General features: G+C 67.8%; 20 protein-coding genes. 17 read left to right on the top strand and 3 right to left on the bottom strand.

Annotated features, from left to right (window positions below):
* Positions 1-16 precede the first annotated feature (16 nt).
* On the bottom strand, positions 17-1537 hold the full coding sequence (locus tag ACFPO9_RS09725) for a ShlB/FhaC/HecB family hemolysin secretion/activation protein (RefSeq protein ID WP_379769978.1): 1521 nt from the start codon (positions 1535-1537) through the stop codon (positions 17-19).
* Between the two features lie 512 nt (positions 1538-2049).
* On the opposite strand from ACFPO9_RS09725, the gene ACFPO9_RS09720 reads away from it, so the two are divergent.
* Complete coding sequence (locus tag ACFPO9_RS09720; RefSeq protein WP_379769976.1) at positions 2050-2598, top strand: OmpA family protein; 549 nt, start codon at positions 2050-2052, stop codon at positions 2596-2598.
* A 12-nt stretch (positions 2599-2610) separates the two neighbouring features.
* Here the strand turns inward: ACFPO9_RS09720 and ACFPO9_RS09715 are convergent, their stop codons facing one another.
* Entirely contained in the window at positions 2611-4368 is a 1758-nt protein-coding gene (locus tag ACFPO9_RS09715; protein ID WP_379769973.1) for a protein kinase domain-containing protein, read from the bottom strand.
* A gap of 545 nt (positions 4369-4913) precedes the next feature.
* Between ACFPO9_RS09715 and tssA the strand changes: the two genes are divergently transcribed.
* The 16 genes from tssA (at position 4914) to tagF (ending at position 26352) form a co-directional block, all read left to right on the top strand.
* The gene (gene tssA, locus ACFPO9_RS09710; protein ID WP_379769971.1) at positions 4914-5972 is read left to right on the top strand and encodes a type VI secretion system protein TssA; all 1059 of its coding nucleotides are present in this window, start codon (positions 4914-4916) and stop codon (positions 5970-5972) included.
* Positions 5973-6000: 28 nt separating this feature from the next.
* Positions 6001-6507, top strand: coding sequence for a type VI secretion system contractile sheath small subunit (gene tssB / locus ACFPO9_RS09705; RefSeq protein WP_230028867.1), 507 nt, complete (start codon positions 6001-6003; stop codon positions 6505-6507).
* A 17-nt stretch (positions 6508-6524) separates the two neighbouring features.
* A complete protein-coding gene (gene tssC / locus ACFPO9_RS09700; protein WP_379769969.1) occupies positions 6525-8012 on the top strand; it encodes a type VI secretion system contractile sheath large subunit in 1488 nt (495 codons plus the stop codon).
* A 95-nt stretch (positions 8013-8107) separates the two neighbouring features.
* Entirely contained in the window at positions 8108-8596 is a 489-nt protein-coding gene (locus tag ACFPO9_RS09695; RefSeq protein ID WP_379769967.1) for an Hcp family type VI secretion system effector, read from the top strand.
* An 87-nt stretch (positions 8597-8683) separates the two neighbouring features.
* Complete coding sequence (locus ACFPO9_RS09690; RefSeq protein WP_379769964.1) at positions 8684-9472, top strand: type VI secretion system accessory protein TagJ; 789 nt, start codon at positions 8684-8686, stop codon at positions 9470-9472.
* A complete protein-coding gene (tssE, locus tag ACFPO9_RS09685; RefSeq protein WP_379769962.1) occupies positions 9465-9977 on the top strand; it encodes a type VI secretion system baseplate subunit TssE in 513 nt (170 codons plus the stop codon). Before ACFPO9_RS09690 ends, tssE begins: the two co-directional genes overlap by 8 nt.
* A complete protein-coding gene (tssF, locus tag ACFPO9_RS09680; RefSeq protein WP_379769960.1) occupies positions 9974-11842 on the top strand; it encodes a type VI secretion system baseplate subunit TssF in 1869 nt (622 codons plus the stop codon). Before tssE ends, tssF begins: the two co-directional genes overlap by 4 nt.
* On the top strand, positions 11827-12843 hold the full coding sequence (tssG, locus tag ACFPO9_RS09675) for a type VI secretion system baseplate subunit TssG (RefSeq protein ID WP_379769958.1): 1017 nt from the start codon (positions 11827-11829) through the stop codon (positions 12841-12843). Before tssF ends, tssG begins: the two co-directional genes overlap by 16 nt.
* Before the next feature lie 9 nt (positions 12844-12852).
* Positions 12853-15564, top strand: coding sequence for a type VI secretion system ATPase TssH (gene tssH, locus ACFPO9_RS09670; protein WP_379769956.1), 2712 nt, complete (start codon positions 12853-12855; stop codon positions 15562-15564).
* A gap of 18 nt (positions 15565-15582) precedes the next feature.
* Positions 15583-15972: a DUF4280 domain-containing protein gene (locus ACFPO9_RS09665; RefSeq protein WP_379769953.1), complete on the top strand. Its 390-nt coding sequence runs from the start codon at positions 15583-15585 to the stop codon at positions 15970-15972.
* Positions 15973-15996: 24 nt separating this feature from the next.
* Positions 15997-17889, top strand: coding sequence for a type VI secretion system Vgr family protein (locus ACFPO9_RS09660; protein ID WP_379769950.1), 1893 nt, complete (start codon positions 15997-15999; stop codon positions 17887-17889).
* A gap of 17 nt (positions 17890-17906) precedes the next feature.
* On the top strand, positions 17907-19451 hold the full coding sequence (gene tagH, locus ACFPO9_RS09655) for a type VI secretion system-associated FHA domain protein TagH (protein WP_379769948.1): 1545 nt from the start codon (positions 17907-17909) through the stop codon (positions 19449-19451).
* Positions 19452-19466: 15 nt separating this feature from the next.
* Complete coding sequence (gene tssK, locus ACFPO9_RS09650; RefSeq protein ID WP_379769946.1) at positions 19467-20798, top strand: type VI secretion system baseplate subunit TssK; 1332 nt, start codon at positions 19467-19469, stop codon at positions 20796-20798.
* Positions 20799-20804: 6 nt separating this feature from the next.
* On the top strand, positions 20805-22133 hold the full coding sequence (gene icmH, locus ACFPO9_RS09645; protein WP_379769944.1) for a type IVB secretion system protein IcmH/DotU: 1329 nt from the start codon (positions 20805-20807) through the stop codon (positions 22131-22133).
* 11 nt (positions 22134-22144) lie between these two features.
* Positions 22145-25696 (top strand): type VI secretion system membrane subunit TssM, encoded by a 3552-nt coding sequence (gene tssM, locus ACFPO9_RS09640; RefSeq protein WP_379769942.1) that lies wholly within the window; start codon positions 22145-22147, stop codon positions 25694-25696.
* On the top strand, positions 25678-26352 hold the full coding sequence (gene tagF, locus ACFPO9_RS09635; RefSeq protein ID WP_379769939.1) for a type VI secretion system-associated protein TagF: 675 nt from the start codon (positions 25678-25680) through the stop codon (positions 26350-26352). The genes tssM and tagF overlap by 19 nt, the downstream gene beginning before the upstream one ends.
* On the opposite strand, the gene ACFPO9_RS09630 is transcribed toward tagF, so the two are convergent.
* Positions 26332-26823, bottom strand: a complete 492-nt coding sequence (locus ACFPO9_RS09630) for a hypothetical protein (protein ID WP_379769937.1) — start codon at positions 26821-26823, stop codon at positions 26332-26334. The two genes, tagF and ACFPO9_RS09630, sit on opposite strands and share 21 nt — an antisense overlap.
* Positions 26824-26846: the final 23 nt, after the last annotated feature.

Raw genomic sequence — 26846 nt, 5'->3', positions numbered from 1 at the left:
CCCCCTAGCGGGACGATCAAAGGACCAGATTGAGCGCGAAATGTGCGTGGACGTCGCCGGAGGTCGTGCCGACGCCGCGCGTCGATGCGCGGCCGACGTCCAGGCTGAAGCCGGCTTTCCTGCCGATGTTCAGGCGCGCGCCGATGCCTGCGCCGGTCAGCGCGCAGCTGGTTTCGGTGGCGTCGCGGCATGGCATGTCGCCGTGGTTCATCGCCCGGCCGTGGTCGAGGAAGAGGTAAGGCCGCAGGCGCCAGCCTTCCTTCGGCTCCAGCGCGGCCGGGGCAAGCTCGAAGCGCAGCAGGTAGCCATTGTCGCCCGCCAGTTCGCGCTCGGCGTAGCCGCGCACGCTGCCGACCCCACCCAGCCCGAATTTTTCGCCGCTGATCAGGGCGTGGGGGCTGTACTGGAACTCGACGCGGCCGTTGATGGAGAAGCCCGCGGGCAGCGCCTTTTCGGCAAAGCCCACCACGCGCGCGATCACGTAATGCCGCTTGGCGCCGGGGCGCGCGGCCTCGAAGGTGGCGTCCGAACTGCCGCCGGCATTCGCCGACAGCGCGGCGCTGATCCCGTAGGCCAGCGCGGGGCTCTGCTTCTGGCCCGAATACGCGAGGCTGAGCGGCAGGGTCGAAACGTCGACGGCGGCCGGGCCGCAGCCCAGCGATCCGAATACGCCGACCGAGCAGTCGTCGTCGTACACGCGGCGGTCGATGCCGAAGGTGAGGTGATGGTCGTACTCGCCGATGCGGTCGAGGTTGCGGTTCAGGCGCAGGCCCAGCACCGTGCCTTTGCCGGTGAAGGACAGGGGCCCCGCGGTGGTGGCCGTGGTGCCGTTGCTGACGGTGGAATGCGCGTAGAAGGCGTCGATCGACAGGGCCTGCGCGTACAGCGGCACACGATAGCCCAGGCTGTAGATCCGCACGCGGTCGGTATGCTGGGGCGAGGTCTGGTACTGGAAGGTGCCGACGTGGTCCAGGCCGAACAGGTTGGCGTGCTGGATGCCGGCGCTCAGGCGCTGGGTGCCGGTCGCGCTGGTGCCGGTATTGTTAAAACCGATCAGGTATTGCAGCGGCTTGCTGTCGGTGACGCCGACGTCGGCGTCGATCTCGCCCGGCCTGGCGCCGGCCATCAGCGTCACGCGCACGTGCTTGGCGGGATTGTCGTTGGTCGACTGGATGTCGCGGTCGATGTCACGCACGCGCGGGGTCGCGCCTTCGCGCAGGCTGGGCAGCCCGGCGCGCACGTTCGCGCTATCGAACCAGCTGTTGCCGCTCACGCGGACCTGGGCCAGCCGGCCTTCCACCACCCTTACCACGACCTTGCCGTCCGGATTTTCCTGCGGCGGGACGTAGGCGACGACCCCACCGTAGCCGGCGTTTCGGTAGGCGTCCTGCACGCGGACGGCCACCGCATTCAGTTCCGCGAGGCTGCGTTCGGTGCCCGGCAGGTCCGCCGTCATCTTGGCCAGTGCAGGCTCCGGCAGCAAGGTATTGCCCTCGATGTGCACGCTGGTCACCGGTATTTTTTGCTGCTGAGCCATTGCCATACCGGGAATAAGCATCAAGAGACCGAAAGGCGTGAGCTTCATATTGTCTCCACTCGCCGAGGCGGGACATCGTCCGCGCATCGAATTAATTTATTTAATGCATTTATTCGACAAACGAGCATTTGGCAAGGCAGATTATCGGACTGAAGGATGAGGGCGGCATAAATATTTTTTCAATTGTGAATAAGCCGCAACTGCTCCGAAAACGCCGCTTGCGTATTTACGAATCCGCTTCTATACTGCTGATAATTTTTTAATAACTTTTGGAATATGCGCATTCAATAAATGCGCCTTTTTATACTGCTGCGTTCTCGATAAGAGAGTGCGGGAATCCATTTGTTTTATTTTTCCCGAATGGCAAAATATTCGGTGGGATTAAGTGGATGCCCAGGCGCCTTTCTGGTGGCGATTAAATTCGTTGAATATTGGTAAGAGCTCGGCTAGGATTCCCCGATGGATACGATTTGTTGCCGTTTTCAATCCCGTTAATTACTGAGGAGTCGGAAATGAATGCACGTTCGCTGATTGCGGTTTGCTTCATGGTCGCGGCCTTGCCCGCGACGGGTCAGGAGGGACAGTTGATCAAGGAGGGGCAGGTCGACGCCAATAAACTGATCGACGCACTGGCGCCGGCGCAGAACCGTCCGGTGCGCACCCGCAGCCTGGGCATTGCGCGCGAAGACGTGGAGGCGACCGGTGGTTCGGCCAGTCACGGGAACGTGAATTTGCAAGTGACCTTCCTGACCAACTCCGCGGACCTGACGCCGGCCGCCAGGCATTCGCTGGATGTCGTTGGGCAGGCCTTGGCGTCGGAGAAGCTCCAGACCTACCGTTTTGCGATCGAAGGCCACGCGGATCCACGCGGCAGTGCCGCCGCCAATCTGAAACTGTCGGAGCTGCGCGCGCAATCGGTGCGCGATTACCTGGTCCAGGCACAAAACATCGACAAGGCCAGGCTGGAAGCAATCGGCAAAGGCGACCGTGAACCATTGAACAAGAACGTACCCGAGGCCCCGGAAAACCGCCGCGTTACCATCGTCAATCTGTCGCGGTAAGGCCGGCTCCGTCTATTTCGCGACCTCTTCGATGGAGAAAGCTGCCGCACCGTAGTCATCGGGACATGGCGTGGCGGCGCATGCCGGGATGCCCGCGAACAAGGGACGCGTTCCCGCGTGCGCCGCGTGCAGCCGGGTGGCGCGGTCAAGGGGGAATCCGGAGAAGGGATTGCCCTCTGTCAATCCAGCCGTGCTGAAATCCCTGGGCGCATCCGACACCATCGCCACGAAATGATTGGTGCCCGCCGGGCCCAGGGCCGTCAACAGCCAAGGGCGCCTGGGAAGCTTGACCGCTTCATCGGCGGCGATACGGTTGGCGCGGTCGAGCGCGTTCGGGAACAGCAACTGGAAGTTGTTTTCGGTGCTCACCACATAGACATAGAGATAGCCGGCATGCGCCGCACGGACGGTGAAGCCGACTTTATCCTTGTTGATCCGTAAATGCTGGTTCTCCACCTGCACGCTCACTTTGCGCTCCGGGCTGGCCCCCGCCAGGACCGCATCGAGGGCGGCAAGGGGGCTGAAGGGCGCAGCCGGCGGCGGCGGCAACCTTGCCGGCTTGGCAGTTTCCGCCGGCTGCGCACTGGCGGCTGCGGGCGCGGCGGGCGCTTGCGGGCTCTTGAGCCTGGACCAGCCGAACAGCCCGGCCGCGCCCAGCACCACCACCCCGATACCCGCGATCAGCAGCCGGCTCGTGCCTGGCGCCGCATCCACGCTGCCAGGCGCCGGCGGCGCGGCAAGGGGCGGCGCGGCAAGGGGCGGCTCGGACACAGGCAGAGGCACGGGCGCCGGCGCCGGCCGCGCAGGCTCGTGCGGCGCCGCGGCATCCAGCCCGAGCATGGCGCGCATCGCGGCAACGCTCTGCGGCCTGTCGCCCGGCTTGAAGGCCAGCGCCTGGTCGATGGCCTGGAGGAAGCCTTCGCTATAGCGGCCCGCATGGCGGCTGGCCAGCGGCACATAGGGATCGGCCATCATCCGGCTCAGTGCCGGCGGCGGCGCATGACCGTCGATGGCGAAGTGCACCACCGAGGCCAGCGCATAGAGGTCGGTCCATGCGCCCTGGCTCATGCCCGGCATCTCGGCATATTGTTCGATCGGCGCGTAGTTCTGCTTCAGGATGACCGTGAAGGCCTGGTTCATGCCGCTGACCGTGCGCCGCGCCGCGCCGAAGTCGAGCAGCAGCGGCCGGCCCTCGTCGAGCATCAGGATGTTGTCGGGCGCGATGTCGCGGTGGAAGCACTGGTGCTGGTGCATGACCTCGATCGCGTCCAGCAGCGGCCCCAGCAGGGCCTTCAGCCAGGCCTCGTCGGGCGGCGCGCTGCGCTCCTGCAGGGTCTGTTTCAGGGTGAGGCCGTGGTAATACGGCATCACCATGTAGGCGGTGCCGTTCGCCTCCCAGAAGCGGTAGACCTTGACCAGGGCGGGGTGGTCGAACTGGGCCAGCATCCGCGCTTCGTTGATGAAGCTGCGCAGGCCGGCTTCGAAGCTGTCGGCGTTCTGGGCCGACTTGACGCTGACGTGGGCCTGGGTCGAGCGCCGCGCGAACGAGGGCATGTATTCCTTCAGCGCGACCTGGCGTTCGAGCGAACTGTCGTGCGCCAGGTAGACGATGCCGAAGCCGCCTTCGCCCAGTACGCCGGTGATCTCGAATTCGCCCAGCCGGGTGCCGGGCGGCAGCGTGTGCGGACGCTGAGGCTCGCTGCCCTCGGCCGGCGCCTGCAGGGCGGCGGCGGCGAGTACGGTACGGTCGTCTTCGGGTACTTGGCTCATGGGAGAAAACGGGCTGGCTGGTTGATTCATTATGATCTACTTGGCAACAGCCTGCTAGTCATCTTATGCCTGCTGCCAGCTGTTAACTTGTGGTTATTTACCCAAAATAGATAATTTGTTGTTTATTTGCGAAAGACTACGATTTGTTTTCCGCCGCACTGGCTTGCGAGCATAATAATGGACGGTCCAACACAGGGATGGATGCCAGGGATCGTCATTCTCACCGGCTAATAACTCTGATTCATTTATTGAATACAAAATGCATGCGCGCGCATCCATTAATGCGCCACGCATGCATATTGTGTTCGCATTCTCATCATGCATATTGCTGTGTTTCGGTAACAAATGCTCGAGAAAAAAAGATATTTTTTTTTGTATCCAATTTTTGTAATTGGTTTTAGTATTTACCCCGTCCAATATCTTTCGGTCATGCTCTTGAAATAGGCCGGAATATCGCGACCGCGCACGCGACGGGTTTCAGCGAGCGCAAGGAAAGCCAGGCCGTTTCTTCATGTTTTGCTAACGCAGCATGTTTCGGAGTACGGATGAGCACTGTCGATATCGATGCCTTGCTGGTGGAAGTCGAAGCGGGGAAGCCATGCGGGCCGAACCTCGAACAAGACCCGGCCTACCAGCTCCTGGACCGTGAAGCGGAAGGCAAGCCCGAAGTGCAGTACGGCGCCACCATCACGCCGGCCGTGCCGCCCGACTGGAAGGTGGTGCGCCGCATGGCCGGCGAGCTGCTGCAGCGCAGCCGCGACCTGCGCCTGGCCATCCACCTGCTGCGCGCCAACCTGGCCTTGCACGGCATCGCCGGCATGGCCGACGGCGTGGCGCTGATCGAGCGCCTGCTCGACACGCGCTGGGACAGCGTCCATCCCCAACTCGACGCCGACGACGGCAACGACCCCACCGAGCGCATCAACTCGCTGGCCATCCTGGCCGACGCCGGCACCCTGGTGCGCGAGCTGAAGGACGCGCCGTTGCTGGTGCTGCCCGGCCTCGGCCCGCTCAACATCAAGATGCTCGAGATCGCCAACGGCGAACTGCAGCCGCCGGCCGGCCAGGAAGCGCTCGCGCTGTCCTCGATCGAAAGCGCGATCGCCGATCTCGACCCGGACAAGCTGGCCGAAGCCGTCGATGCGCTCGGCCGCGCACTGGCCGCGGCCGTCAACATCGAAGTCATCCTGGTGCGCCAGGTGGGCAGTTCGCAGGCGCTGAACCTCGACGGGCTCACGCGCCCGCTGCGCAAGGCCCATGACTTCCTGCAGCGCCAGCAAGGCGCGGCCGCCGGCGCCCCTGAAGAAGGCGCCCAGGCCGACGGCGCCGCATTGCCGGCCGCCATGGCCACGGCCGCGCGCGGCGGCCCGGCCGCCAGCGCCGAGATCGCCAGCCGCGACGACGTCGTCCGCGCGCTGGACCGCCTGGTCCAGTACTACCGCCAGCACGAGCCCTCGAGCCCGATCCCCATCCTGCTCGAGCGTGCCAAGCGCCTGGTACCCATGAATTTCTTCGAGCTCTTGCAAGACCTGGCGCCGGAAGGCGTCGCGCAGTTGGCGGTGATACGCGGACCGGATGGTTCGAAGCAGGACAAGGATTATTGAATGACGTTCAATCAAGGGGGTGTCAATCGTGGGCAAAGAGAGTAGCCAGAAGTTCATCGCACGCAATCGCGCGCCGCGTGTGCAGATCGAGTACGACGTCGAGGTCTACGGCGCGGAAAAGAAGGTGCAGCTACCCTTCGTGATGGGGGTGATGGCGGACCTGTCGGGCCAGCCGGCCGACCCGCTGGCGCCGGTGGCCGAGCGCAAGTTCCTCGAGATCGACGTCGACAATTTCGACGAGCGCCTGAAGGCGATGAAGCCGCGCATGGCAGTGCAGGTGCCGAATACCCTCACCGGCGAAGGGAACCTTGCGGTCGAGATGACCTTCGAAAGCATGGATGACTTCACGCCGGCGGCGATCGCCCGCAAGGTGGGTTCGCTGAATACGCTGCTCGAAGCGCGTACCCAGCTGTCCAACCTGATGACCTATATGGACGGCAAGACCGGCGCCGAGGAACTGATCGCCAGGCTGCTCGCCGAGCCTGCCCTGATGCAGGCCCTGGCATCGGCACCGAAGCCCCAAGAATCTACCTGACAAGCGCGGAGACGACGATGGCTGAACTACAGGAACGGATGGAACAGGAAGGCGGCACACTCGAAGCAAGCGACTTCGGCAGCCTGCTGCAAAAGGAATTCAAACCGCAGTCGGACAAGGCCAAGGAGTCGGTCGAGTCCGCGGTGCGCACGCTGGCGGAGGTCGCGCTCAAGGACAGCAAGGTCATCTCCGGCGACGTGCTGGGGACGATCGAAAGCCTGATCGCCGCCCTCGACAAGAAGCTGACCGACCAGATCAACCTGATCATGCACACCCCCGAGTTCCAGAAGCTCGAAGGAGCCTGGCGCGGCTTGCACTACCTGGTCAACAACACCGAAACCGACGAGATGCTGAAGATCCGGGTGCTGAACATCTCGAAGAACGACCTCGGCAAGACCCTCAAGAAGTTCAAGGGCACGGCCTGGGACCAGAGCCCGTTGTTCAAGAAGATGTACGAGGAGGAGTACGGCCAGTTCGGCGGCGAGCCCTATGGCGCCATCGTGGCCGACTACTACTTCGACAACAGCGCGCCCGACGTCGAGCTGCTGAGCTCGATGTCGAAGGTGGCGGCCGCGGCCCATGCGCCTTTCATTGCCGGCGCCGCGCCCTCGGTGATGCTGATGGAATCGTGGCAGGAGCTGGCCAATCCGCGCGACCTGACCAAGATCTTCCAGACCCCGGAACACGCCGCCTGGCGCTCCTTCCGCGAGTCCGAGGATTCGCGCTACGTGGCGCTGGCCATGCCGCGCTTCCTGGCGCGCCAGCCCTATGGCAGCCGCACCGACCCGGTGGAAGCCTTCGACTTCGAGGAAGACACCTCGGCGCCGGGCAGCAAGAACTACGCCTGGGCCAATGCGGCCTATGCGATGGCAGTCAACATCAACCGCTCGTTCAAGGAATACGGCTGGTGCTCGCGGATCCGCGGCATCGAATCGGGCGGCGCGGTCGAAGGACTGCCGGTGCATTCCTTCCCGACCGACGACGGCGGCGTCGACATGCAATGCCCGACCGAGATCGCCATCTCGGACCGGCGCGAGGCCGAGCTGGCCGCGAACGGCTTCATGCCGCTGGTGCACAAGAAGAATACCGACTTCGCCGCCTTCATCGGCGCCCAGTCCCTGCACAAGCCGGCCGAGTACGACGACCCGGACGCCACCGCCAACGCCAACCTGGCGGCGCGCCTGCCTTACCTGTTCGCGACCACGCGCTTCGCGCACTACCTGAAGTGCATCGTGCGCGACAAGCTCGGCTCCTTCAAGGAAAAAGACGAGATGCAGCGCTGGCTGACCAAGTGGATCATGCAGTACGTCGACGGCGACCCGGCCAGCTCGAGCGAGTCGACCAAGGCCAGGAAACCGCTGGCCGCGGCCGAGGTCGTGCTCGAGGAGATCGAGGGCAACCCAGGCTATTACACCTCGAAATTCTTCCTGCGGCCGCATTACCAGCTCGAAGGACTAACGGTGTCGCTGCGGCTGGTGTCCAAGCTGCCGTCGGCGAAGGCCTGAAGGTTCGGATTTGTGCCGCGCGGGCGGGTGGGCCGCCCGCGCGGAGGTGTGCAACCATGCCGGGCCGAGGCGCCCGGCAATAACCGGAGAGTGACATGGCATTAGATATGTTCGTCGACATGGGTGCGATCAAGGGCGAGTCGCGCGACAAGGAAAACAAGGACAAGATCGACATCCTCGCCTGGAGCTGGGGGATGAGCCAATCGGGCACCACCCACACCGGCGGCGGCGGCGGCGCCGGCAAGGCCAACTTCCAGGACCTGTCCTTCACCAAGTACATCGACAGCTCGTCGAACGCGCTGATGAACGCGCTGGCCAAGGGCAGCCACCTGCCGAAGTGCACGCTGCTGGTCCGCAAGGCCGGCGAGGGACAGCAGAAGTACATCCTGATCACGATGGAAGAAGTGCTGGTGACCTCGATCTCGACCGGCGGCAGCGGCGGTGAGGACCGCCTGACCGAAAACGTCACGCTCAACTTCGGCAAGGTCAGCTTCGCCTACACGCCGCAGGACAGCAAGGGCACCGTTGCCGGCGACAAGACCTTCACCTGGGATATCGCCGAAAACCACGGCAACGTGGCCTGAACCCGAGTCCAAGCCCTATATGCGAACGCTTTTGCCGCGCCGCTCGCGGCAAAGGCGCGCATCCCAACCAGGCCGAGGAGACCATGCATGCTCGCGCAACAGCTTGTTCGTGAAGGGAAGCCCGGCGCCGCGCTGGCCGCACTGCAGGATGCGGTGCGCAAGGATGCGGCCGATGTCAAGTTGCGCATCTTCCTGTTCCAGTTGCTGGCCGTGATGGGCCAGTGGAGCAGGGCGCTGAACCAGTTGAACGTGGCCGGCGAACTCGACGCCGCCACCCTGCCGATGGTGAATACCTACGGCCCGGCGATCCAGTGCGAAGCCCTGCGCGCCGACATCTTTGCCGGCTTGCGCGCGCCGCTGATCTTCGGCGAGCCCGAACCCTGGCTGGCCCAGCTGGCCGACGCGCTGCAGCACGACGCCACCGACCCGGCCCGCGCCGCCGCCGCGCGCGAGCAGGCCTTCGAGGCCGCGCCGGCATCCAGCGGCGCGATCGACGGCGCGCCCTTCGCCTGGCTGGCCGACGCCGACCAGCGCCTCGGCCCCGTGCTCGAGGCCGTCGTCAACGGCCGCTACTTCTGGATCCCGCTGTCCCGCATCCGGCGCATCGAGCTGGACCCGCCCACCGACCTGCGCGATACGGTGTGGACGCCCGCCAGCTTCACCTGGACCAACGGCGCCACCGGCGTCGGCCTGATTCCGACGCGCTACAGCGGCACGGTCGCCACGGCCATTGACGCCCTGCTGCTGGCGCGCCGCACCGAATGGATAGGCGGGGAGGTCTGCGGCCAGCGCATGCTGGTCAGCGACGCCGGCGACCATCCGCTGATGAATGTGCGCGAAATCGTGTTCGATGGAGACGGTGCGGACAATGGCTGACCTGGCGCCACGCGAGCGGCTGCAGCCCTCGCTGCTCGACCGCCTGACCGACGAAGAGCCGGATAACAAGGCCGAGCCGCGCGAGCGCCGCGTGCTGTCGCTGCGCGCGCTGCGCGAAGGCGTGCTGCGCGACCTGGGCTGGCTGTTCAACACCACCGCGCTGCTGTCCGCGCTCGACGCGCCGCGCCTGCCGCAGGTGGCCAATTCGGTGCTGAACTACGGCGTGCCCGACCTGTCCGGCAACTCGATCTCCAACATCAATCCGGGCAAGCTGGAACGCGCCATCCGCCAGGCGATCTGGGACTTCGAGCCGCGCCTGATCCGCGCCACCGTCAAGGTGCGGGCGCTGCCCGACGGCGGCGCCGACCACAACAAGATCACCTTCGAGATCGAGGCCGACATGTGGGCCCAGCCGTATCCGGAGCGGCTGTACCTGCGGACCGAGCTCGATCTGGAGCGCGGCGCCGTCACGCTGGCGGACGCCGGCGCCAGGGGCGAGGCATGAACCCGCGCTTCCTGCGTTACTACAGCCAGGAGCTGCAGCACCTGCGCGAGATGGGCGGCGAGTTCGCCCAGGACTATCCCAAGATCGCCGGTCGCCTGGGCCTGGACGGTTTCGAGTGCGCCGATCCCTACGTCGAGCGGCTGCTGGAAGGCTTCAGCTTCCTGGCGGCGCGCGTGCAGATGAAGATCGACGCCGAATTCCCGCGCTTCACCCAGCACCTGTCCGAGCTGGTCTATCCACAGTTCCTGGCGCCGACGCCCTCGATGGCGGTGGTGCAGCTGCAGCCCGACCTGTCGAATCCGGCCCTGCAGAAGGGCTTCCTGGTGAAACGCGGCAGCGCCATGCGCAGCCTGCTGGGCAAGGACGACAATACCGCCTGCGAGTACCGCAGCGCCCATGACCTGACCCTGTGGCCGGTCGAGCTGGTCGAGGCCAGATTCGTCACCATTGCCGGCGCCGAAGGCGGCATCAGCTGTCCGCCGGCGGTCAAGGCCGGCATCAAGCTGCGGCTGCGGACCACCGCCGCATCCTTCCGCGAGCTGCCGCTCGACCGCCTGTGCCTGCACCTGCGCGGCGCCGACGCGATGCCGGTCCGGATCTACGAGCTGCTGCTCGGCAGCATCGAGGGCGTGCTGGTGACGCCGGTGGCGCGCCCGGCCGCCTGGCACCGCCTGCTGCCGAAGACCAGCTTGCAGGCGCGCGGCTTTGCCGAGGAGGACGCGCTGCTGCCGGGCCGCGGCCGTACCTTCGCCGGCTACCGCCTGCTGCAGGAATACTTCGCCTTCCCGCAGCGCTACCAGTTCGTCGAGCTGGGCGGCCTGCAGGCGGCCCTGCGCCACTGCGCCGACAAGGAGGTCGAGCTGACGGTGCTGCTGAACCGCGCCGACCCGCAGCTCGAAAAGTCGCTCGACAGCCGCCACTTCGCGCTGCACTGCACGCCCGTCATCAACCTGTTCGAGCGCCGCGCCGACCGCATCAACCTGACCGGCGAGCAGCTCGAATACCACGTGCTGGTCGACCGCACGCGGCCGATGGACTATGAAGTGTTCCAGGTCGAATCGGTGACCGGCTACGGCAGCGGCCCCGGTTCGGAGCAGCCGTTCCGGCCCTTCTACACGGCGCGCGACCTCGGCGCGCCCGGCCAGGACCAGGCTTATTTCCAGGTCCGGCGCGAGCAGCGCGTGCTGTCGCAGCGCCAGCGGCGCGAAGGGCCGCGCTCCAGCTACATCGGCAGCGAGACCTTCATCGCCATCGTCGACGCCGGCCGCGCGCCCTACAGCAGCGAGCTGCGCCAGCTCGGCCTGACGGTCTGGTGCACCAACCGCGACCTGCCGCTTTCCATGCCGCTCGGGAACGGCAAGACCGATTTCATCCTCGACGCCGGGGCGCCGGTGCTCGCCGTGCGCTGCGTCGCCGGCCCGAGCCAGCCGCAGCCCTCGTTCGCCGAAGGCAGCGCCGCCTGGCGCCTGCTCAACCACCTGTCGCTGAACTACCTGTCGCTGCTCGACACCGATCCGGTGCAGGGCGCGGTCGCGCTGCGCGAGATGCTGGCGCTGTACTGCCATCCGGCCGACGCCTACGGACAGCGCCAGGTGGAAGGGGTGCGCTCGATTGCTTCGCGCCCGGTCACCCGGCGCATGCCCTCGCCGGGCCCGATCACCTTCGGCCGCGGCATCGAGATCAGCGTCACGCTCGACGACGCCGCCTTCGAAGGCAGCGGCGCGTTCCTGTTAGGTGCTGTTCTGGCCGAGTTCTTCGCCGAATACGTGTCGATCAACTCGTTCACCGAGACCGTGGTGCGCACGCCGACCCGCGGCGCCATCATGCGCTGGCCGGCAAGGGGAGGCACATGCGCGATCCTGTAGCGCTGGACGCCGAGCTGGAACGGAACGCGGCGCGCATGGATTTCTTCCAGGTGCTGCGCCTGGTCGAGAACGCGCACCCGGAACTGCCGCGCATCGGCACTTCGCTGCGCCCGCGCGACGACGCGCTGCGCCTCGGCCAGGACCCCTCGCTGTCCTTTCATGAGGCGGCGCTGGAAGCCTACCGGCGCACCGGCCCGGAGGCGCGGGCGCGGCTGGCGGTGAATTTCTTCGGCCTGCTCGGCGCCAACGGCCCGCTGCCGACCCACCTCACGGAATACGTGCGCGACCGCCTGCGCCATGGCGGCGACCCGACCCTGATGGCCTTCCTCGACGTGTTCCACCACCGCATGCTGTCGCTGTTCTACCGGGCGCGCGCGAACGCCGAGCCGGTCGTCAGCCTGGACCGCGCCGACGGCGACCGTTTTTCCAGCTTCGTCGGCAGCATGTTCGGGATCGGCGCCCCGGCCCTGCGCGAGCGCGACGAGATCGGCGACTTCGCCAAGCTGCACTTCGCCGGCCTGCTGGCCAACCGCGCGCGTCCGGCCTCGGGCCTGGCCACCATCCTGCGCGAGTACTTCCAGCTGCCGCTGCAGATCGAGCAGTTCGTCGGCCACTGGATGGCGCTGCCGGACGAGGTCCAGAGCCGGATCGGCCTGGCCGGCGAGGGCAGCCGCCTGGGCAGCTCGCTGGTCCTGGGCCGCAAGGTATGGGACAGCCAGAACCGCTTCCGCATCGTGATCGGCCCGCTCGGCTACGACGATTATCGCCGCTTCTTGCCCGGCGGCGACAGCCTCAAGCGCCTGCTGGCCTGGGTCAGGATGTACTGCGGCCTGGCGCTCGATTGGGAAGTACGCCTGATCCTGAAGAAAACCGAGCGGCCGGGACTGCGTCTCGGCGGCCCCACCCGGATCGGCTGGAGCACCTGGCTGGCCAGCGCGGAGGCGAGCCGCGACCCGGACCAGATGCGTATCAGCCGCAGCAGCATCGAACTCCAACCTTAAAGGACGATCATGGCCGACATCAGTCGTGTTGCATTGTTTGGAAAGTTGAACAGCCTGTGCTACCGCGCGGTCGAGAGCAGCACCGTGTTCTGCAAGCTGCGCGGGAATCCTTATGTCGAGATCGTGCACTGGCTGCACCAGATCCTGCAGCTGCAGGACTCCGACCTGGTCCGCATCGTCAGGCAGTACGAGCTCGACGCGGCGGCCCTGGCGCGCGACCTGACGGCGGCGCTCGACCGCCTGCCGCGCGGCGCCAGCTCCGTCACCGACCTCTCTTCGCAGCTCGAGGAATCGGTCGAGCGGGCCTGGGTCTATGGCACCCTGATGTTCGGCGAATCGCAGATCCGCTCCGGCCACCTGGTGATCGGCATGCTCAAGACCACCGGCCTGCGCAATGCCCTGTACGGCATGTCGAAGCAGTTCGAGCGCATCAAGCTGGAACACCTGAGCGACAATTTCGCGCGCTTGCTGGCGGCCTCGCCCGAAGCGGCCATGACCGCCACCGACGGCTTCACCGGCGGCGGCGCGGCGCCCGGCGAGGCCAGCGGCGCGATCGCCCCGGCCGCGATGGGCAAGCAGGAAGCGCTCAAGAAGTTCACGGTCGACCTGACCGAACAGGCGCGCGGCGGCAAGATGGACCCGATCGTCGGCCGCGACGACGAGATCCGCCAGATGGTCGACATCCTGATGCGGCGCCGCCAGAACAACCCGATCATGATCGGCGAGGCCGGCGTCGGCAAGACCGCGGTGGTGGAGGGCTTCGCCCAGCGCATCGCGCGCGGCGACGTGCCGCCCAGCCTCAAGGACGTGGAACTGCGCACGCTCGACGTCGGCCTGCTGCAGGCCGGCGCCAGCATGAAGGGCGAGTTCGAGCAGCGCCTGCGCTCCGTCATCGACGAGGTCCAGGCGTCCAGCAAACCGATCATCCTGTTCATCGACGAGACCCACACCCTGGTCGGCGCCGGCGGCGCGGCCGGCACCGGCGACGCCGCCAACCTGCTGAAGCCGGCGCTGGCGCGCGGCACCCTGCGCACGATCGGCGCCACCACCTTTGCCGAGTACAAGAAGCACATCGAAAAGGACCCGGCGCTGACCCGCCGCTTCCAGAGCATCCAGGTGGACGAGCCGGGCGAGGACAAGGCGATCCTGATGATGCGCGGGGTCGCCTCGACCATGGAAAAGCACCACAAGGTGCAGATCCTCGACGAGGCGCTGGAAGCCGCCGTGCGGCTCAGCCACCGCTACATCCCGGCGCGCCAGCTGCCCGACAAGGCGGTCAGCCTGATCGACACCGCCTGCGCGCGCGTGGCGGTGAGCCTGCACGCCACCCCGGCCGAGGTCGACGACAGCCGCAAGCGCATCGAGGCGCTGGAGACGGAACTGGCGATCATCGGCCGCGAAGGCGCGATCGGCATCGACACCGGCAAGCGCGCCAGCGAGGCCAACGACCTGCTGGGCGCCGAACGCACCCGCCTGGAGGGCCTGGAGCAGCGCTGGGACGCCGAGCGCGCGCTGGTCGACCAGCTGCTGGGCCTGCGCGCCCAGCTGCGCGACGGCGCCAATCCGGTCGAAGGCACCGGCAGCAAGCTGGAAGCAGCGGCCGCGCCGGCGGCCCCGGGCATGAGCGCCGAACAGCGCGCCGACCTGATGGCGCGCCTGAAGGAGGTGCAGGCGGAACTGAGCGCGCTGCAGGGCGAGGACCCGCTGATCCTGCCGACCGTGGATTACCAGGCGGTGGCCAGCGTGGTCGGCGACTGGACCGGCATTCCGGTCGGCCGGATGGCGAAGAACGAGATGGAGACCATCCTCAACATCGCGGCGACTTTGTCCGAGCGCGTGATCGGCCAGGACCACGCGATGGAGATGATCGCCAAGCGCATCCAGACCTCGCGCGCGGGCCTGGACAACCCGGGCAAGCCGATCGGGGTGTTCATGCTGGCCGGGACCTCGGGCGTGGGCAAGACCGAGACCGCGCTGGCGCTGGCCGAGGCGCTGTATGGCGGCGAGCAGAATCTCATCACCATCAACATGAGCGAGTACCAGGAAGCGCACACGGTGTCGACGCTGAAGGGTGCGCCGCCCGGCTATGTCGGCTACGGCGAGGGCGGGGTGCTGACCGAGGCGGTGCGCCGCAAGCCGTATTCGGTGGTGCTCCTGGACGAGGTCGAGAAGGCCCACCCGGACGTGCACGAGATCTTCTTCCAGGTCTTCGACAAGGGCTTCATGGAAGACGGGGAAGGGCGCTTCATCGACTTCAAGAATACCCTGATCATCCTGACCACGAATGCCGGCACCGAGCTGATCGCGGGCCTGTGCAAGGACCCGGACCTGATGCCGGATCCGGAAGGCATGGCCAAGGCCTTGCGCGAGCCGCTGCTGAAGGTGTTCCCGCCGGCGCTGCTGGGCCGCCTGGTGACGATTCCCTACTACCCGCTGTCCGACGAGATGCTGGGCAAGATCGTGCGCCTGCAGCTGAACCGCATCAAGAAGCGCGTCGAAGCGCGCTACAAGATCCCCTTCACCTATTCGGAGGAGGTGGTCAGGCTGGTGGTGTCGCGCTGCACCGAGAGCGAGTCCGGCGGGCGCATGATCGACGCCATTCTCACGAATACCATGCTGCCCGACATGAGCCGCGAATTCCTGACGCGGATGATGGAAGGCAGGACGGCCGAGCGCGTGGAAGTGGGCGTGGCCGACGGCGCCTTCGATTACCGCTTCTGAAAAAGGAGGGAGACGATCATGCCGAATCAGGTGTCGATGGGCGCGATGATGACCTGCAGCTTCGGGGCGGCGCCGGCGCCGCTGGTCGTCCTGCCCAAGAACAAGGTGCTGTGCGAGGGCCCGCCGGCCGCCAACATCATGGACCACGTGCCGATCGTGAACATCACGCCCTTCGGCGTCTGCACCTCGATCGCCAATCCGGCGGTGGCCTCGGCCACCGCGGCGGCCATGGGGGTGCTGACGCCCATGCCCTGCATCCCCGCCACCAGCGCGCCCTGGGTGACCGGCGCGCCGACCGTGCTGATCGCGAACATGCCGGCGCTGGACAACGTTTCGAAGTGCATGTGCAACTGGGGCGGCGTGATCGGATTCAGCTCGTCCGGCACCGTCAAGACCATGATTCCCTGAACCGAAGGAAGAACCGGAACTCCTATGGATGCCATCCAAGCGCACCGCGAAGCACGCGTCAAGACCGCACTGGCGGAAGACGTCCTGCTGTTCGCCGGCATGAGCGGCGCGGAAGAACTCGGCCGCCTCTCCGTATTCACGGTCAGCCTGCTGTCGGAGGACGGCGACGTCAAGATCGCCGACGTCCTCGGCAAGCCGCTGACCGTCGAACTGAGCACCAGTCCCGATGGCGATGTCCGCTACTTCAACGGCATCGTCACGCGCTTCCGCGGCACCGGCTGGCGGGGCGCGTACGCTACCTACGAGGCGACCGTCCACCCCTGGCTGTGGCTGCTCACGCGCGCTTCGAACTGCCGCATCTTCCAGGACAAGAGCGTCACCGACATCGTCAAGGAAGTGTGCGAGGCCTATGGCGGCGTGGTGTCGCTGTCGGCGTCCTCGCTCAGCGGCGAATATGCGCCGATGCCCTACTGCGTGCAGTACCGCGAGACCGACTTCGACTTCGTCTGCCGGCTGCTCGAGGAAGCCGGCATCTATTTCTATTTCACCCACGACGCCGACAAGCACACGATGGTGCTGGCCGATTCCTACGGCGCCCACCAGGCGATTCCGGGCTACGGCGGCCTGAAGTTCGCGCGCGCCCAGCGCGGCGGCGACTGGGCCGACGAGAGCGTGTCCGAGTGGACCACCGGCGGCGAGATCGCCAGCAGCAAGGTCGTGCTGAACGACTTCGATTTCGAGAAGACCGCAAACTGCATCAGCGGCGGCCTGCTGTCCACCGCCAACGTGGCGGCCGGCTTCAGCCAGGCCGCCTACGAGATGTTCGATTATCCCGGCGACTACAGCGTGTCCGGCGCCGGCAACGCGCTGGCGCGCGCGCGCATCGAAAGCCTGCACGGGCAGTGCGAACGGATCGATGCCCTCACCAACGCGCGCGGCCTGTATCCGGGCGGCCTGTTCACGCTGGCCGACCATCCGCGCGACGACCAGAACCGCGACTACCTGGTCACCGCCGCCCATTACGACCTGGTCGGCAACCAGTACGAAAGCGGCGCCGGCGGCTTCGAATTCAAGTGCCGGATCGCGGCGATCGGCAAGGAGCATCCCTACCGGCCGCTGTACGTCATCGCGCGGCCGGTGGTGCGCGGACCGCAGACCGCGATGGTGGTCGGCAAGGCCGGCGAGGAGATCTGGACCGACAAGTACGGCCGGATCAAGGTCCAGTTCCACTGGGACCGGGTGGGGCAGAGCGACGAGAACAGTTCCTGCTGGGTGCGCGTGGCCCAGGGCTGGGCCGGCAAGGGCTGGGGCGCCATGAGCCTGCCGCGGATCGGCATGGAGGTGGTGGTCAGCTTCCTCGAGGGCGATCCCGACCGGCCGCTGGTCACCGGCTGCCTGTACAACTCGGATGCGATGCCGCCCTACGAGCTGCCGGCCAACCAGACCAGGTCGACGGTCAAGAGCCGCTCCTCGAAGCAGGGCGAGGGTTTCAACGAGTTGCGCTTCGAGGACAAGAAGGGCAGCGAGGAAGTGTTCATGCACGCCGAGCGCGATTTCCTGCGCGTGGTGAAGAACGACGACGTGCTGAAGGTCGGCTTCGAGACCGCCGACAAGGGCGACCAGACCATAGCCATCAAGAACGACCAGGCGCTCACCATCGGCCACGACCAGACCGTGAAGATCGACGGCAAGCAGGCGGTCAAGGTCGCCACCACCATCGTCATCGAAGCGGGCACCTCGATCGAACTGAAAGTGGGCGGCAGCAGCATCAAGATCGAGGCGGCCAAGATCACGGTCAAGTCGCCCGAGATCGAGATCGCCGCCGACGCCAATGCCAAGGTGAGGGCGGGCGCGATGATGGAGATAAAGGCGGGCGGCGTGATGACGATAGGCGGTTCCCTGGTGCAGATCAACTGAAAACCTGAAGCGATGCGATGCAGCTGACATTACGAATCCTGACCTACCGTAACCAGCCGGTGCCGCCGGCGCCGGCCGTGGCCTTCGGCGCCGAGGGCGGCAGCATCGGCCGCTCTCTTGAAAATGCCCTGGTCCTGGACGACCCGAGCAAGTACATCTCGCGCGTGCACGCGCGGGTGCTGGTGCAGGACGGCGCCTTCGTGCTCGAGGACATGGGCAGCAATGCCAGCGTCGTCAACGACCGGCCGCTGGGCAAGGGCAAGCAGGTGGCGCTGGCCCATGGCGACCGGGTGCTGATCGGCGACTACCTGCTGCAGGCGGTGGTCGATGCGACGGCAGCCGCGCCGCTGCTGGCGCCGGCGCCCGCCAACAACCCTGCGCTGCCGCTGTTCGAGCCGCCGCCGCCCGCGGCCCCGCCGCAGCTGCCGCCGCTGGACAGCCTGCAGGCCCAGCCTGCAACCGTGCCGCGTTCCCAGGGCCAGGCGCCGGCGGCAGCGCAGTTTGCCGGCGCCGCGCCGGCCTTTCTCGACCCGCTGGCCGGCGCCAGCATCCTCGACGTCGCCCCCGGACAGCAGCGCGGCACGGCCGATCCGCTCGGCCTGAACCTGTTCGCGCCGGCGCCCGGCGCCAGCCACCCGCCGCGCGCCGCCGAGAGCGACCACGTGTCGCCGGAACTGGCGGCCATGCCGCGCAGCGCCGCGCTGCCGGGACCGGCCGTGCAGCCGGCGACCGCGCCCAGGCCGGGCATGTTCGCGATCCCCAACGATTACGATCCGCTGGCCGATTTCTTCCCGTCGGCGGCTGCCGGGACGGCCACGGTGGCCTCGGCGCCGGCCGCGTTTGCGCCGGCGGCCACGATACCGGTGGCGCCGCCGGTGACGGCCCAGGCCGCGCCGCTGGCGGCGGCCCTGGCGGCGCCGGCCCTGCAGGCGGCGCCCGCCGCCGCGGCGCCGGTGGCCGTGGCCTCCGACAGCGACAAGCTGGCGGCGCTGCTGCGCGGCCTCGGCCTGCCCGACCTGAAGCTGCAGCGCCCGCCGGTCGAGATCGCGGAGACCGTCGGCGCCATGCTGCGCGAAGCCACCGCCGGCACCATCGACGTGCTGATGGCGCGCGCCGCCACCAAGAAGGAAAGCCGGATCGAGATGACCATGCTGTCGGTGCGCGCCAACAATCCGCTGAAGTTCTTCCCGAATGCGCATGGCGCGCTGACGCAGATGCTGACCTCGAACCTGCCCGGTTACATGCCGCCGGTGGAAGCCATGGCCGGCGCCTTCGACGACTTGCGCGCGCACGAACTGGCGGTCATCGCCGGCATGCGCGCGGCCCTGTCGGCGGTGCTGGAGCGCTTCGACCCGGCCCGGATCGAGGCGCGCCTGGCGGAACCGACGGTGATGGACAAGATGCTGTCCTCCGGCCGCAAGGCCAAGATGTGGGACCGGCTGGTCGAACTGTACGGAGAAATCGCACGCGAGGCCGACGACGACCTGCAGCGCCTGTATGGCGAAAAATTCTCCGAGGCTTACGAAGAGCAGGTGGCGCGCCTGCGCAGCGCACGACAATAAAGGGAAGAACAGTCTATGGCGTGGAAGAACAAGGTGGTCTGGTCCGAAGGCATGCTGCTGCAGCCGCAGCACCTGCAGCAGCACGACCGCTACTGGCAAAGCCAGCTTGAAAGCCGGGTCGCCGCGCTGCGGCCCTATAGCTGGGGCTTTTCGGAACTGAAGTTCGACGAGCACCAGCTCGCGCTGGGCAAGCTCGCCCTGCGCTCCTGCAGCGGGGTGCTGCCCGACGGTACGCCCTTCATGCTGCCGGCCGACGACGAGCTGCCGCCGCCGCTCGACATCCCGGCGGACGCCCGTAACGTCCCGGTGGTGCTGGCGCTGCCGTTGCGCCGCCATGGCATCGCCGAAGTGGCGAACGGCGAGGCTGCCGACAGTTTCGCGCGCCACCGTACCGCCGACTACGAAGTCTGGGACAGCAATGGCCTCGACAACAGCGCGCTGCTCCAGGTCGGCAAGCTGCGCCTGCGCCTGGCGCTGGCGCCCGAAGTGGCGAACGCGTATGCGACCCTGGGCGTGGCGCGGGTGGTCGAGCGCCGCGCCGACGACCGCCTGGTGCTGGATCCCGACTACAGCGCGCCGTGCCTGGACTTCCGCGCCGCGCCGCGCCTTGCGGCCTTCGCCGACGAGCTGGTCGGCCTGCTGCACCAGCGCGGCGACCTGCTGGCCGCGCGCCTGTCGCAGCCCGGCGCCACCGGCGTCGCCGAGATCCAGGACTTCCTGCTGCTGCAGCTGCTCAACCGCGTCGAGCCGCTGGCGATCCACCTGGCCGGCGCCAGCGGCGTGCATCCCGAGACCCTGTACCAGGCGCTGGTGTCGCTGGCCGGCGAACTGGCCACCTTCACCGATCCCGGCAAGCGCTGCGCTGCCTATCCGGCCTACCGCCACGACCAGCTGGCCGAGAGCTTCGCCCCGGTGATCGCCGACCTGCGCCGCGCGCTGTCGGTGGTGATGGACACCCAGGCCGTGCCGATCCCGCTCGACGAGCGCCAGTTCGGCATCCGGGTGGCGGTGGTGCCGGACCGCGAGCTGCTGCGCTCGGCCACTTTCGTGCTGGCGGTGAATGCGCACATGCCGCCGGAAGTCCTGCGCGGCGGCTTCCCGGCCCAGGTCAAGATCGGCTCGGTGGAGCAGATCCGCAACCTGGTCAACCTGCAGCTCCCCGGCATCGGCCTGCGGCCGCTGCCGGTGGCGCCGCGCCAGCTGCCTTTCTATGCCGGCTATACCTACTTCGAACTCGACAGCGGCAGCGAGTATTTCCAGCAGTTGCACCAGTCGGCCGGCTTCGCGATGCACGTGGCCGGCGATTTCCCGGGCCTGCAGATGCAGTTCTGGGCCATCAGGAGGTAAGAAGCCATGAGCACGCCGGATAGCCCCAAGCCGCCGGACCCGGAAGCGACCATGCTGGTGCTGAACCCCGGCGGGCGCCGTTCCGCCGCGGCGGCCGCGGCGGCTGCGCCCGTTCCCGCATCGGCGCCGCCGCCGGAAGCGGCGATACCGGTCCACAGCGTCCCGCCCGGCAGCGGCCTGAATCCGCTGGTGCGCGCCGCCAATCCGCTGCTCGACCTGGTGGTGCCGCTGCGCCATACGGTGCAGCCGCCCGACCTGGGCCAGCTGCGCGAACGGCTGGCGCTGGCGATCCGCACTTTCGAAACCGAAGCGCGCGAGGGCGGGGCGCCGGCCGAGCAGATTGCCGCCGCGCGTTACGCCTTGTGCACCCTGCTCGACGAAGCGATTGCCGGCACCGCCTGGGGCAGCGGCGTGTGGGGTTCGCGCAGCCTGCTGGTGGCCTTCCACAACGAGGCCTTCGGCGGCGAGAAATTCTTCCTGGTGCTGCAGCGCCTGAGCGAGGACCCCGCGCGCCACCTCGACTTGCTCGAACTGATGTACCTGTGCCTGGCGCTCGGCCTGGAAGGGCGCTTCCGCATGGCCGAGCAGGGCCAGTCGCAGCTGGCGACACTGCGCGAACGGCTGCTGCAGCTGATTCGCCAGCACCGCGGGCCGGTCGAGACCGACCTCTCGCCGCACTGGCGGGGCGAGGCCGCTCCCCTTGCCTCGCCGCTGCGCCGCACGCCTTTGTGGGTGCTCGCGGCTACCGCCTGCGTGCTGCTGGTGGTGGGGCAGCTGCTGGCTTCCAGCTTCCTCAACCGCGCCTCCGATCCGGTGTTCGCCGCGCTCTCGGCCCTGCGCCAGGAGGGTCCCGCCGTGCCCGTCCGCGCCGCGGCGCCGGCGCCGGCCACGCCATCCAGGACCGCGGGCTTCCTGGCGCCCGAGGTGGCGAAAGGCCTGGTGACGGTGACCGAAAACGCCGGCCGCACCACCATCACGATCCGTGGCGAAGGCATGTTCGAATCCGGCAGCGCCGAGGTCAACCCGGGCCTCACCGGCCTGCTGGGGCGGATCGGCGAGGCCCTGGCGCCCCTGCCGGGCAAGGTCATCGTGATCGGCCATACCGACAATACCCGGCCCGGCCTGTCGGCGCGCTATCCGTCCAACTACGACCTGTCCAAGGCGCGCGCGCAGAGCGTGATGGCGGCGCTGGCCCAGCGCGCCGGTCCGCCGTCGCGCTACAGCGTCGAAGCGCGCGGCGACACCGAGCCGCTGGTGCCGAACGACAGTCCGGGCGCGCGGGCGCGCAACCGCCGCGTCGACGTGGTGGTGCTGGCGCCGGCCAGCGCGTCCTGAGGGGCTCCGACATGAAAAAACTGTTTTCCTGGCTGTTCAAGCGTCCGGTGCTGGCCTTCATCGGCGTGGCCTTCCTGTCGCTGGTGTTCTGGTTCGAGGCGCCGCTGCTGGCTTTCGACGGCAAGGAGCCGTTTGCCGGCAGCGGCGTGCGCTGGACCATCGTCCTCCTGATGTTCGGCGCCTGGGCCGCCTGGTACGGCTGGAAGGCCCTGAAGGCCCATCTGGCCAACCGGCGCCTGATGGCGGGCGTGGCGGCGGCGAACGCGCCCGCGGCCCAGGGCGCGGCCGGCGGTGCGCCGGAAGCGCTGCAGGAACAGCTGGCCCTGCAGCAGCGCATGAAGCAGGCGCTGGAGGTGCTGCGCAAGGCGGCGCCGGGCAAGCGCGGCTGGGGCAGCCAGTACCTCTACCAGCTGCCCTGGTACATGTTCGTCGGCGCGCCCGGCAGCGGCAAGACCACGACCCTGCTGCATTCCGGCCTGCGCTTCCCGCTGGCCGAGGCGCTGGGGCCGGGCGCCATCGGCGGCGTCGGCGGCACCCGCCAGTGCGACTGGTGGTTCACCGACGATGCCGTGCTGCTCGACACGGCCGGGCGCTACACCACCCAGGACAGCGATGCGGAGGTCGACCAGGCCGGCTGGCATGGCTTCCTCGGCCTGCTCAAGAAGTACCGGCCGCGCCGTCCGATCAACGGCATCATCGTCGCGCTGAGCGTGGCCGACCTGCTGCAGCAGGGGCCTGCGGCGCGCCAGGCGCAGGCGGCGGCGATCCGTGCGCGCATCAAGGAACTGCACGAACGCCTGGGCAGCACTTTCCCGATCTACGTGACGGTCACCAAGTGCGACCTGCTGGCCGGCTTCATGGAGTATTTCGACACCTTCGGCCGCGAGGAGCGCGCCCAGGTGTGGGGCCTGACCTTCGGCCAGGGGCCGGGCCGCAACGCCGCCACCGCGCTGGCCGAGTTCCCGGCGCGCTTCCTGGAACTCGAGCAGCGCCTGCAGGCGCGCGTGCTGGGCCGCCTGCAGGAGGAGCGCGACCTCCAGCGCCGCGCCCTGCTGTACCGCTTCCCGCAGCAGTTCGCCGGCCTGGGCGAGGTGCTGAAGGGCTTCCTCGACGCCGTGTTCGAGCCGACCCGCTACGAGCAGGGCGCGCAGCTGCGCGGCGTCTACTTCACCAGCGGCACCCAGGAAGGCAACCCGATCGACCGCGTGATGGGCGCACTCGCCGCGACCTTCGGCCTCGACCGCAAGCTGCTGCCGCCGAACGCCGTCAGCGGGCGCAGCTACTTCATCACCGGCCTGCTGCGCGACCTGATCTTCAAGGAAGCCGGGCTGGCCGGCATCGACCCGAACGTCGAACGCCGCCAGCGCCTGCTGCGCTGGGCCGGCGCCATCGCCGCGGTGCTGGCGGTGCTGCTGTTCGGCGCCGCGCTGGCCACCAGCTATGTGCGCAACCAGCGCACCGTCAGAGAGGTCGACGCGCGCAGCGCCGAGCTGGCCCGGCTGGTGAAGGAGGCGCCGGCCAACGGCACCGTGCTCGACGCGCTGCCCATGCTGAACGCGGCGCGCAAGCTGCCCGGCGGTTACGAGGAGCGCGAGGCGGGCACGCCGCTGCTGAGCCGCTTCGGCCTGAACCAGAGCGAGAAGCTGGGCGCCGGCGCGCAACTGGCCTACCAGCGTCTCTTGCGCTCGGCCCTGCTGCCGCAGGTGATGGCGCGCCTGGAAGAGGTCCTGCGCCGCGGCGACGCCAACAACCAGGAGCAGTTGTACGAAACCCTGCGCGTCTACCTGATGCTGGGCCAGCCGAACCACCTGGAGCCGGAATCGGTGCAGGCCTGGCTGGACCTGGACTGGCGCCGCGGCCTGCAGCAGGCCACGCCCGCGCAGCGCGACGAGCTGGCGGCCCACGTCGGCGCCTTGCTCGACTCGGGCGGCGTGGCGGCCGATCCGCCGCCGCTGGACGCCAGCCTGGTCTCGAACGTGCGCTCGACGCTGGCGATGATGCCGCTGCCGGAGCGCGTCTACAACCGCCTCAAGCGCAAGGTGGCGCAGGCCAGGCTGCCCGAGTTCAGCGTCAACCGCGCGGCCGGGCGCGACGTCTCCGCGCTGCTGGCGCGCAAGAGCGGCGAGCCGCTGACGCGCGGCGTGCCGGGCCTGTACAGCGTGGCCGGCTACCGCGAGCTGCTCAAGCAAATACCGGCTGCGCTGGCCGACATCGCCAAGGACAGCTGGGTGCTCGACCGCCGCGAAGCCGAAGGCGCGGTGGCCGGCCTGACCGGCGACCAGATGAACGCCGCGGTCCTGCGGCTCTATTACGCGGACTACATCCGCGCCTGGGACGCCCTGCTGGCCGACGTGCGCATCGCGCCGTTCTCCAGCCTCGACCAGGGCGCCCGCATCACCAATGCGCTGGCCGCGGCCGATTCGCCGCTGAAAGCCTTCCTGGTCGCCGCGTCGCGCGAGACCACGCTGGAAGGCGCCGCCGGCAAGGCCGCGGTGGCGCTCGACAAGGCGGTGCGCAGCAAGCTGCTCGACGCGCGCAAGAAGCTGGAGGCGGCGCTCGGCGCCGACGAAGCGCCGCCGCCGGTGGCCGAAACCAGCAACCCGGTCGACCTGCACTTCCTGCCGCTGCACAAGCTGGTCGGCAGCAAGGACGCGCCCGGCCAGCTGGACGCCCAGCTGGCCATGCTGAAGGACGCCTCGCAGTTCTTCGACGCCGCCGACCAGGCCCGCCGCGCCGGCACCCCGGCGCCGGGCGGGGAAGCGCTCACGAAGATCAAGCGCGCCGCCGAAGGCACGCCGGCGCCGCTGGGCGACATGCTGCAGACCGTCGACAGCGCCGGCTCGAACCTGACCCTGGGCAGCGAGCGTGCGCGCATCAAGGCGCTGTGGGCGGCGGAGGGCGCGCGCTTCTGCGCCGATGCGATCGCCGGGCGCTATCCGCTGGTGCGCGGCGTCTCGCGCGACATCACCGCCGACGACTTCGGCAAGTTCTTCGGCCCGGGCGGCCTGATGGACGACTTCTTCACCAAGAACCTGGCGGCCCAGGTGGACATGTCGGGCAGCCAGTGGCGCTGGCGCGATACCGGCGCCGCCCCGGTCGGGATTCCGCAGGACGTGCTGAACCAGTTCCAGCGAGGCGCCCGCGTGCGCGAGATGTTCTTCGCCGGCGGCCGCCAGCCCTCACTGCGCTTCACCCTGACCCCGCAGGCGGCCGACCCGGTCCTGGCCAAGGTGGTGCTCGACATCGACGGCCAGCAGGTGGTCTACGCGGCCGGCAGCCCGGCGCAGCCGGTACAGATCACGCTCCCCTCCGGCAAGGGCAGCGGCCAGGTGCATCTCGAAGCGACGCCGCCGCTGCGTGCCGACCTGCGCAGCGAAGGGCCGTGGGCCTGGTTCCGCATGATCGACAAGGGCGTGCTGCAGCCGGCCGGCCAGGCCGAGCGCTTCGCTTTGATCTACGAGCTCGACGGCCACAGGATGAGCTACCTGCTGACGGCCAGCAGCGTGATCAACCCGTTCCGGCGCGAGACGCTGGAGGGCTTCCATTGTCCAGCGGGCTGGTAGGTTTTTTCGGCAAGCTGCCCAGCCACGGCGATTTTGTCGGGCGCCGCCTGCCGCCGGCCGTGAAGGACTGCTTCGACCGCTGGCTGCAGGCCGGGCTGGTACGCAGCAAGGAGGACCTCGGCGACGAGTGGCTGCCCGTGTGGCTCAGCAGCCCGATTTGGCGCTTCGTGGTGGCCGCGGGGGTTTGCGGCGAGCAGGCCTGGGCCGGGGTGATGATGCCCAGCCATGATCGGGTGGGGCGCTGTTTTCCCTTGCTGCTGATGGCGGGGATCGATGGGACGCCGTCCATGCGCGCTTGCCTGACGGTGCACGATGGATGGTTTGCGCGGCTCGAGGCGCTGGCGCTATCGACGCTGGAAGAGGGATTCGCTCTGGACAGCTTTGATGCCGCGCTGCTTGCGCTCATGCCCTTCGCAACGGCGCTTCGCCCAGCGGATGGAGACGCTGTGCCGGCCCCGGCCGATGCCGATCTTGCCGGAAGGAGCGCGTGGTGGACCATAGGCTCGCCGCTGGTGACGGCCTGCCTGGCCATGTGCGGCGGGCTTCCGCCGGCCGCGGCCTTTATTTCCCTGCTCGACGGGCGCTGGACGGATAGGAACTGTGCATCCGTCGAGGTCGACGCGCTGGGCGCCGGTCTAGGGCTTGGACTGCTTTAACGCCTTTTTCTTCACATATTTGGACACGATGCCTCCGACCTGAGCGGCGGATTTTTCCAGGAATTGTCGCAGCGCCGATTCCGGGTTCAAGGGATTGATCGTGTAGTCGATGTTGGTCCACTGCCACCGGCGGGTAACGGCAACGATGCAGGGATCGTAGATCTGTTCCACGTCCTGCCACCGCTCGCCGCCCTTCACGGCCATCTCCTCCAGGCTCGAGAACCCCGCTTTCTGCGCACACCGGGTTTCCGCTGCGAGGTAGAACTTGAAAATGCCGTCGCAGGCGATGTTCAGGGATTCTTCAACGTTCCTTCCGGTCTTTGCCGCTTCCATCGCGGCTTCGACGTTGGGCGGCACTTTTCCGCCGAAGCTCTTGTACTTCTTGATGAAGTCTTCCAGCCTGGTCAGATCGTCGAAATGATTGGTCGGGGTGCAGACGAAGGCTGATTGGGTGGTGCGATAGTTGTTCATGGACTCTCCAGTGGTCGTTGTGG

It is taken from the genome of Massilia aerilata, assembly GCF_042656905.1.
In the GTDB taxonomy this organism is placed as follows: domain Bacteria; phylum Pseudomonadota; class Gammaproteobacteria; order Burkholderiales; family Burkholderiaceae_D; genus Telluria; species Telluria aerilata.
Note: the sequence above shows the minus strand (reverse complement) of the source record. Positions and strands in the feature narration are given on the sequence as shown.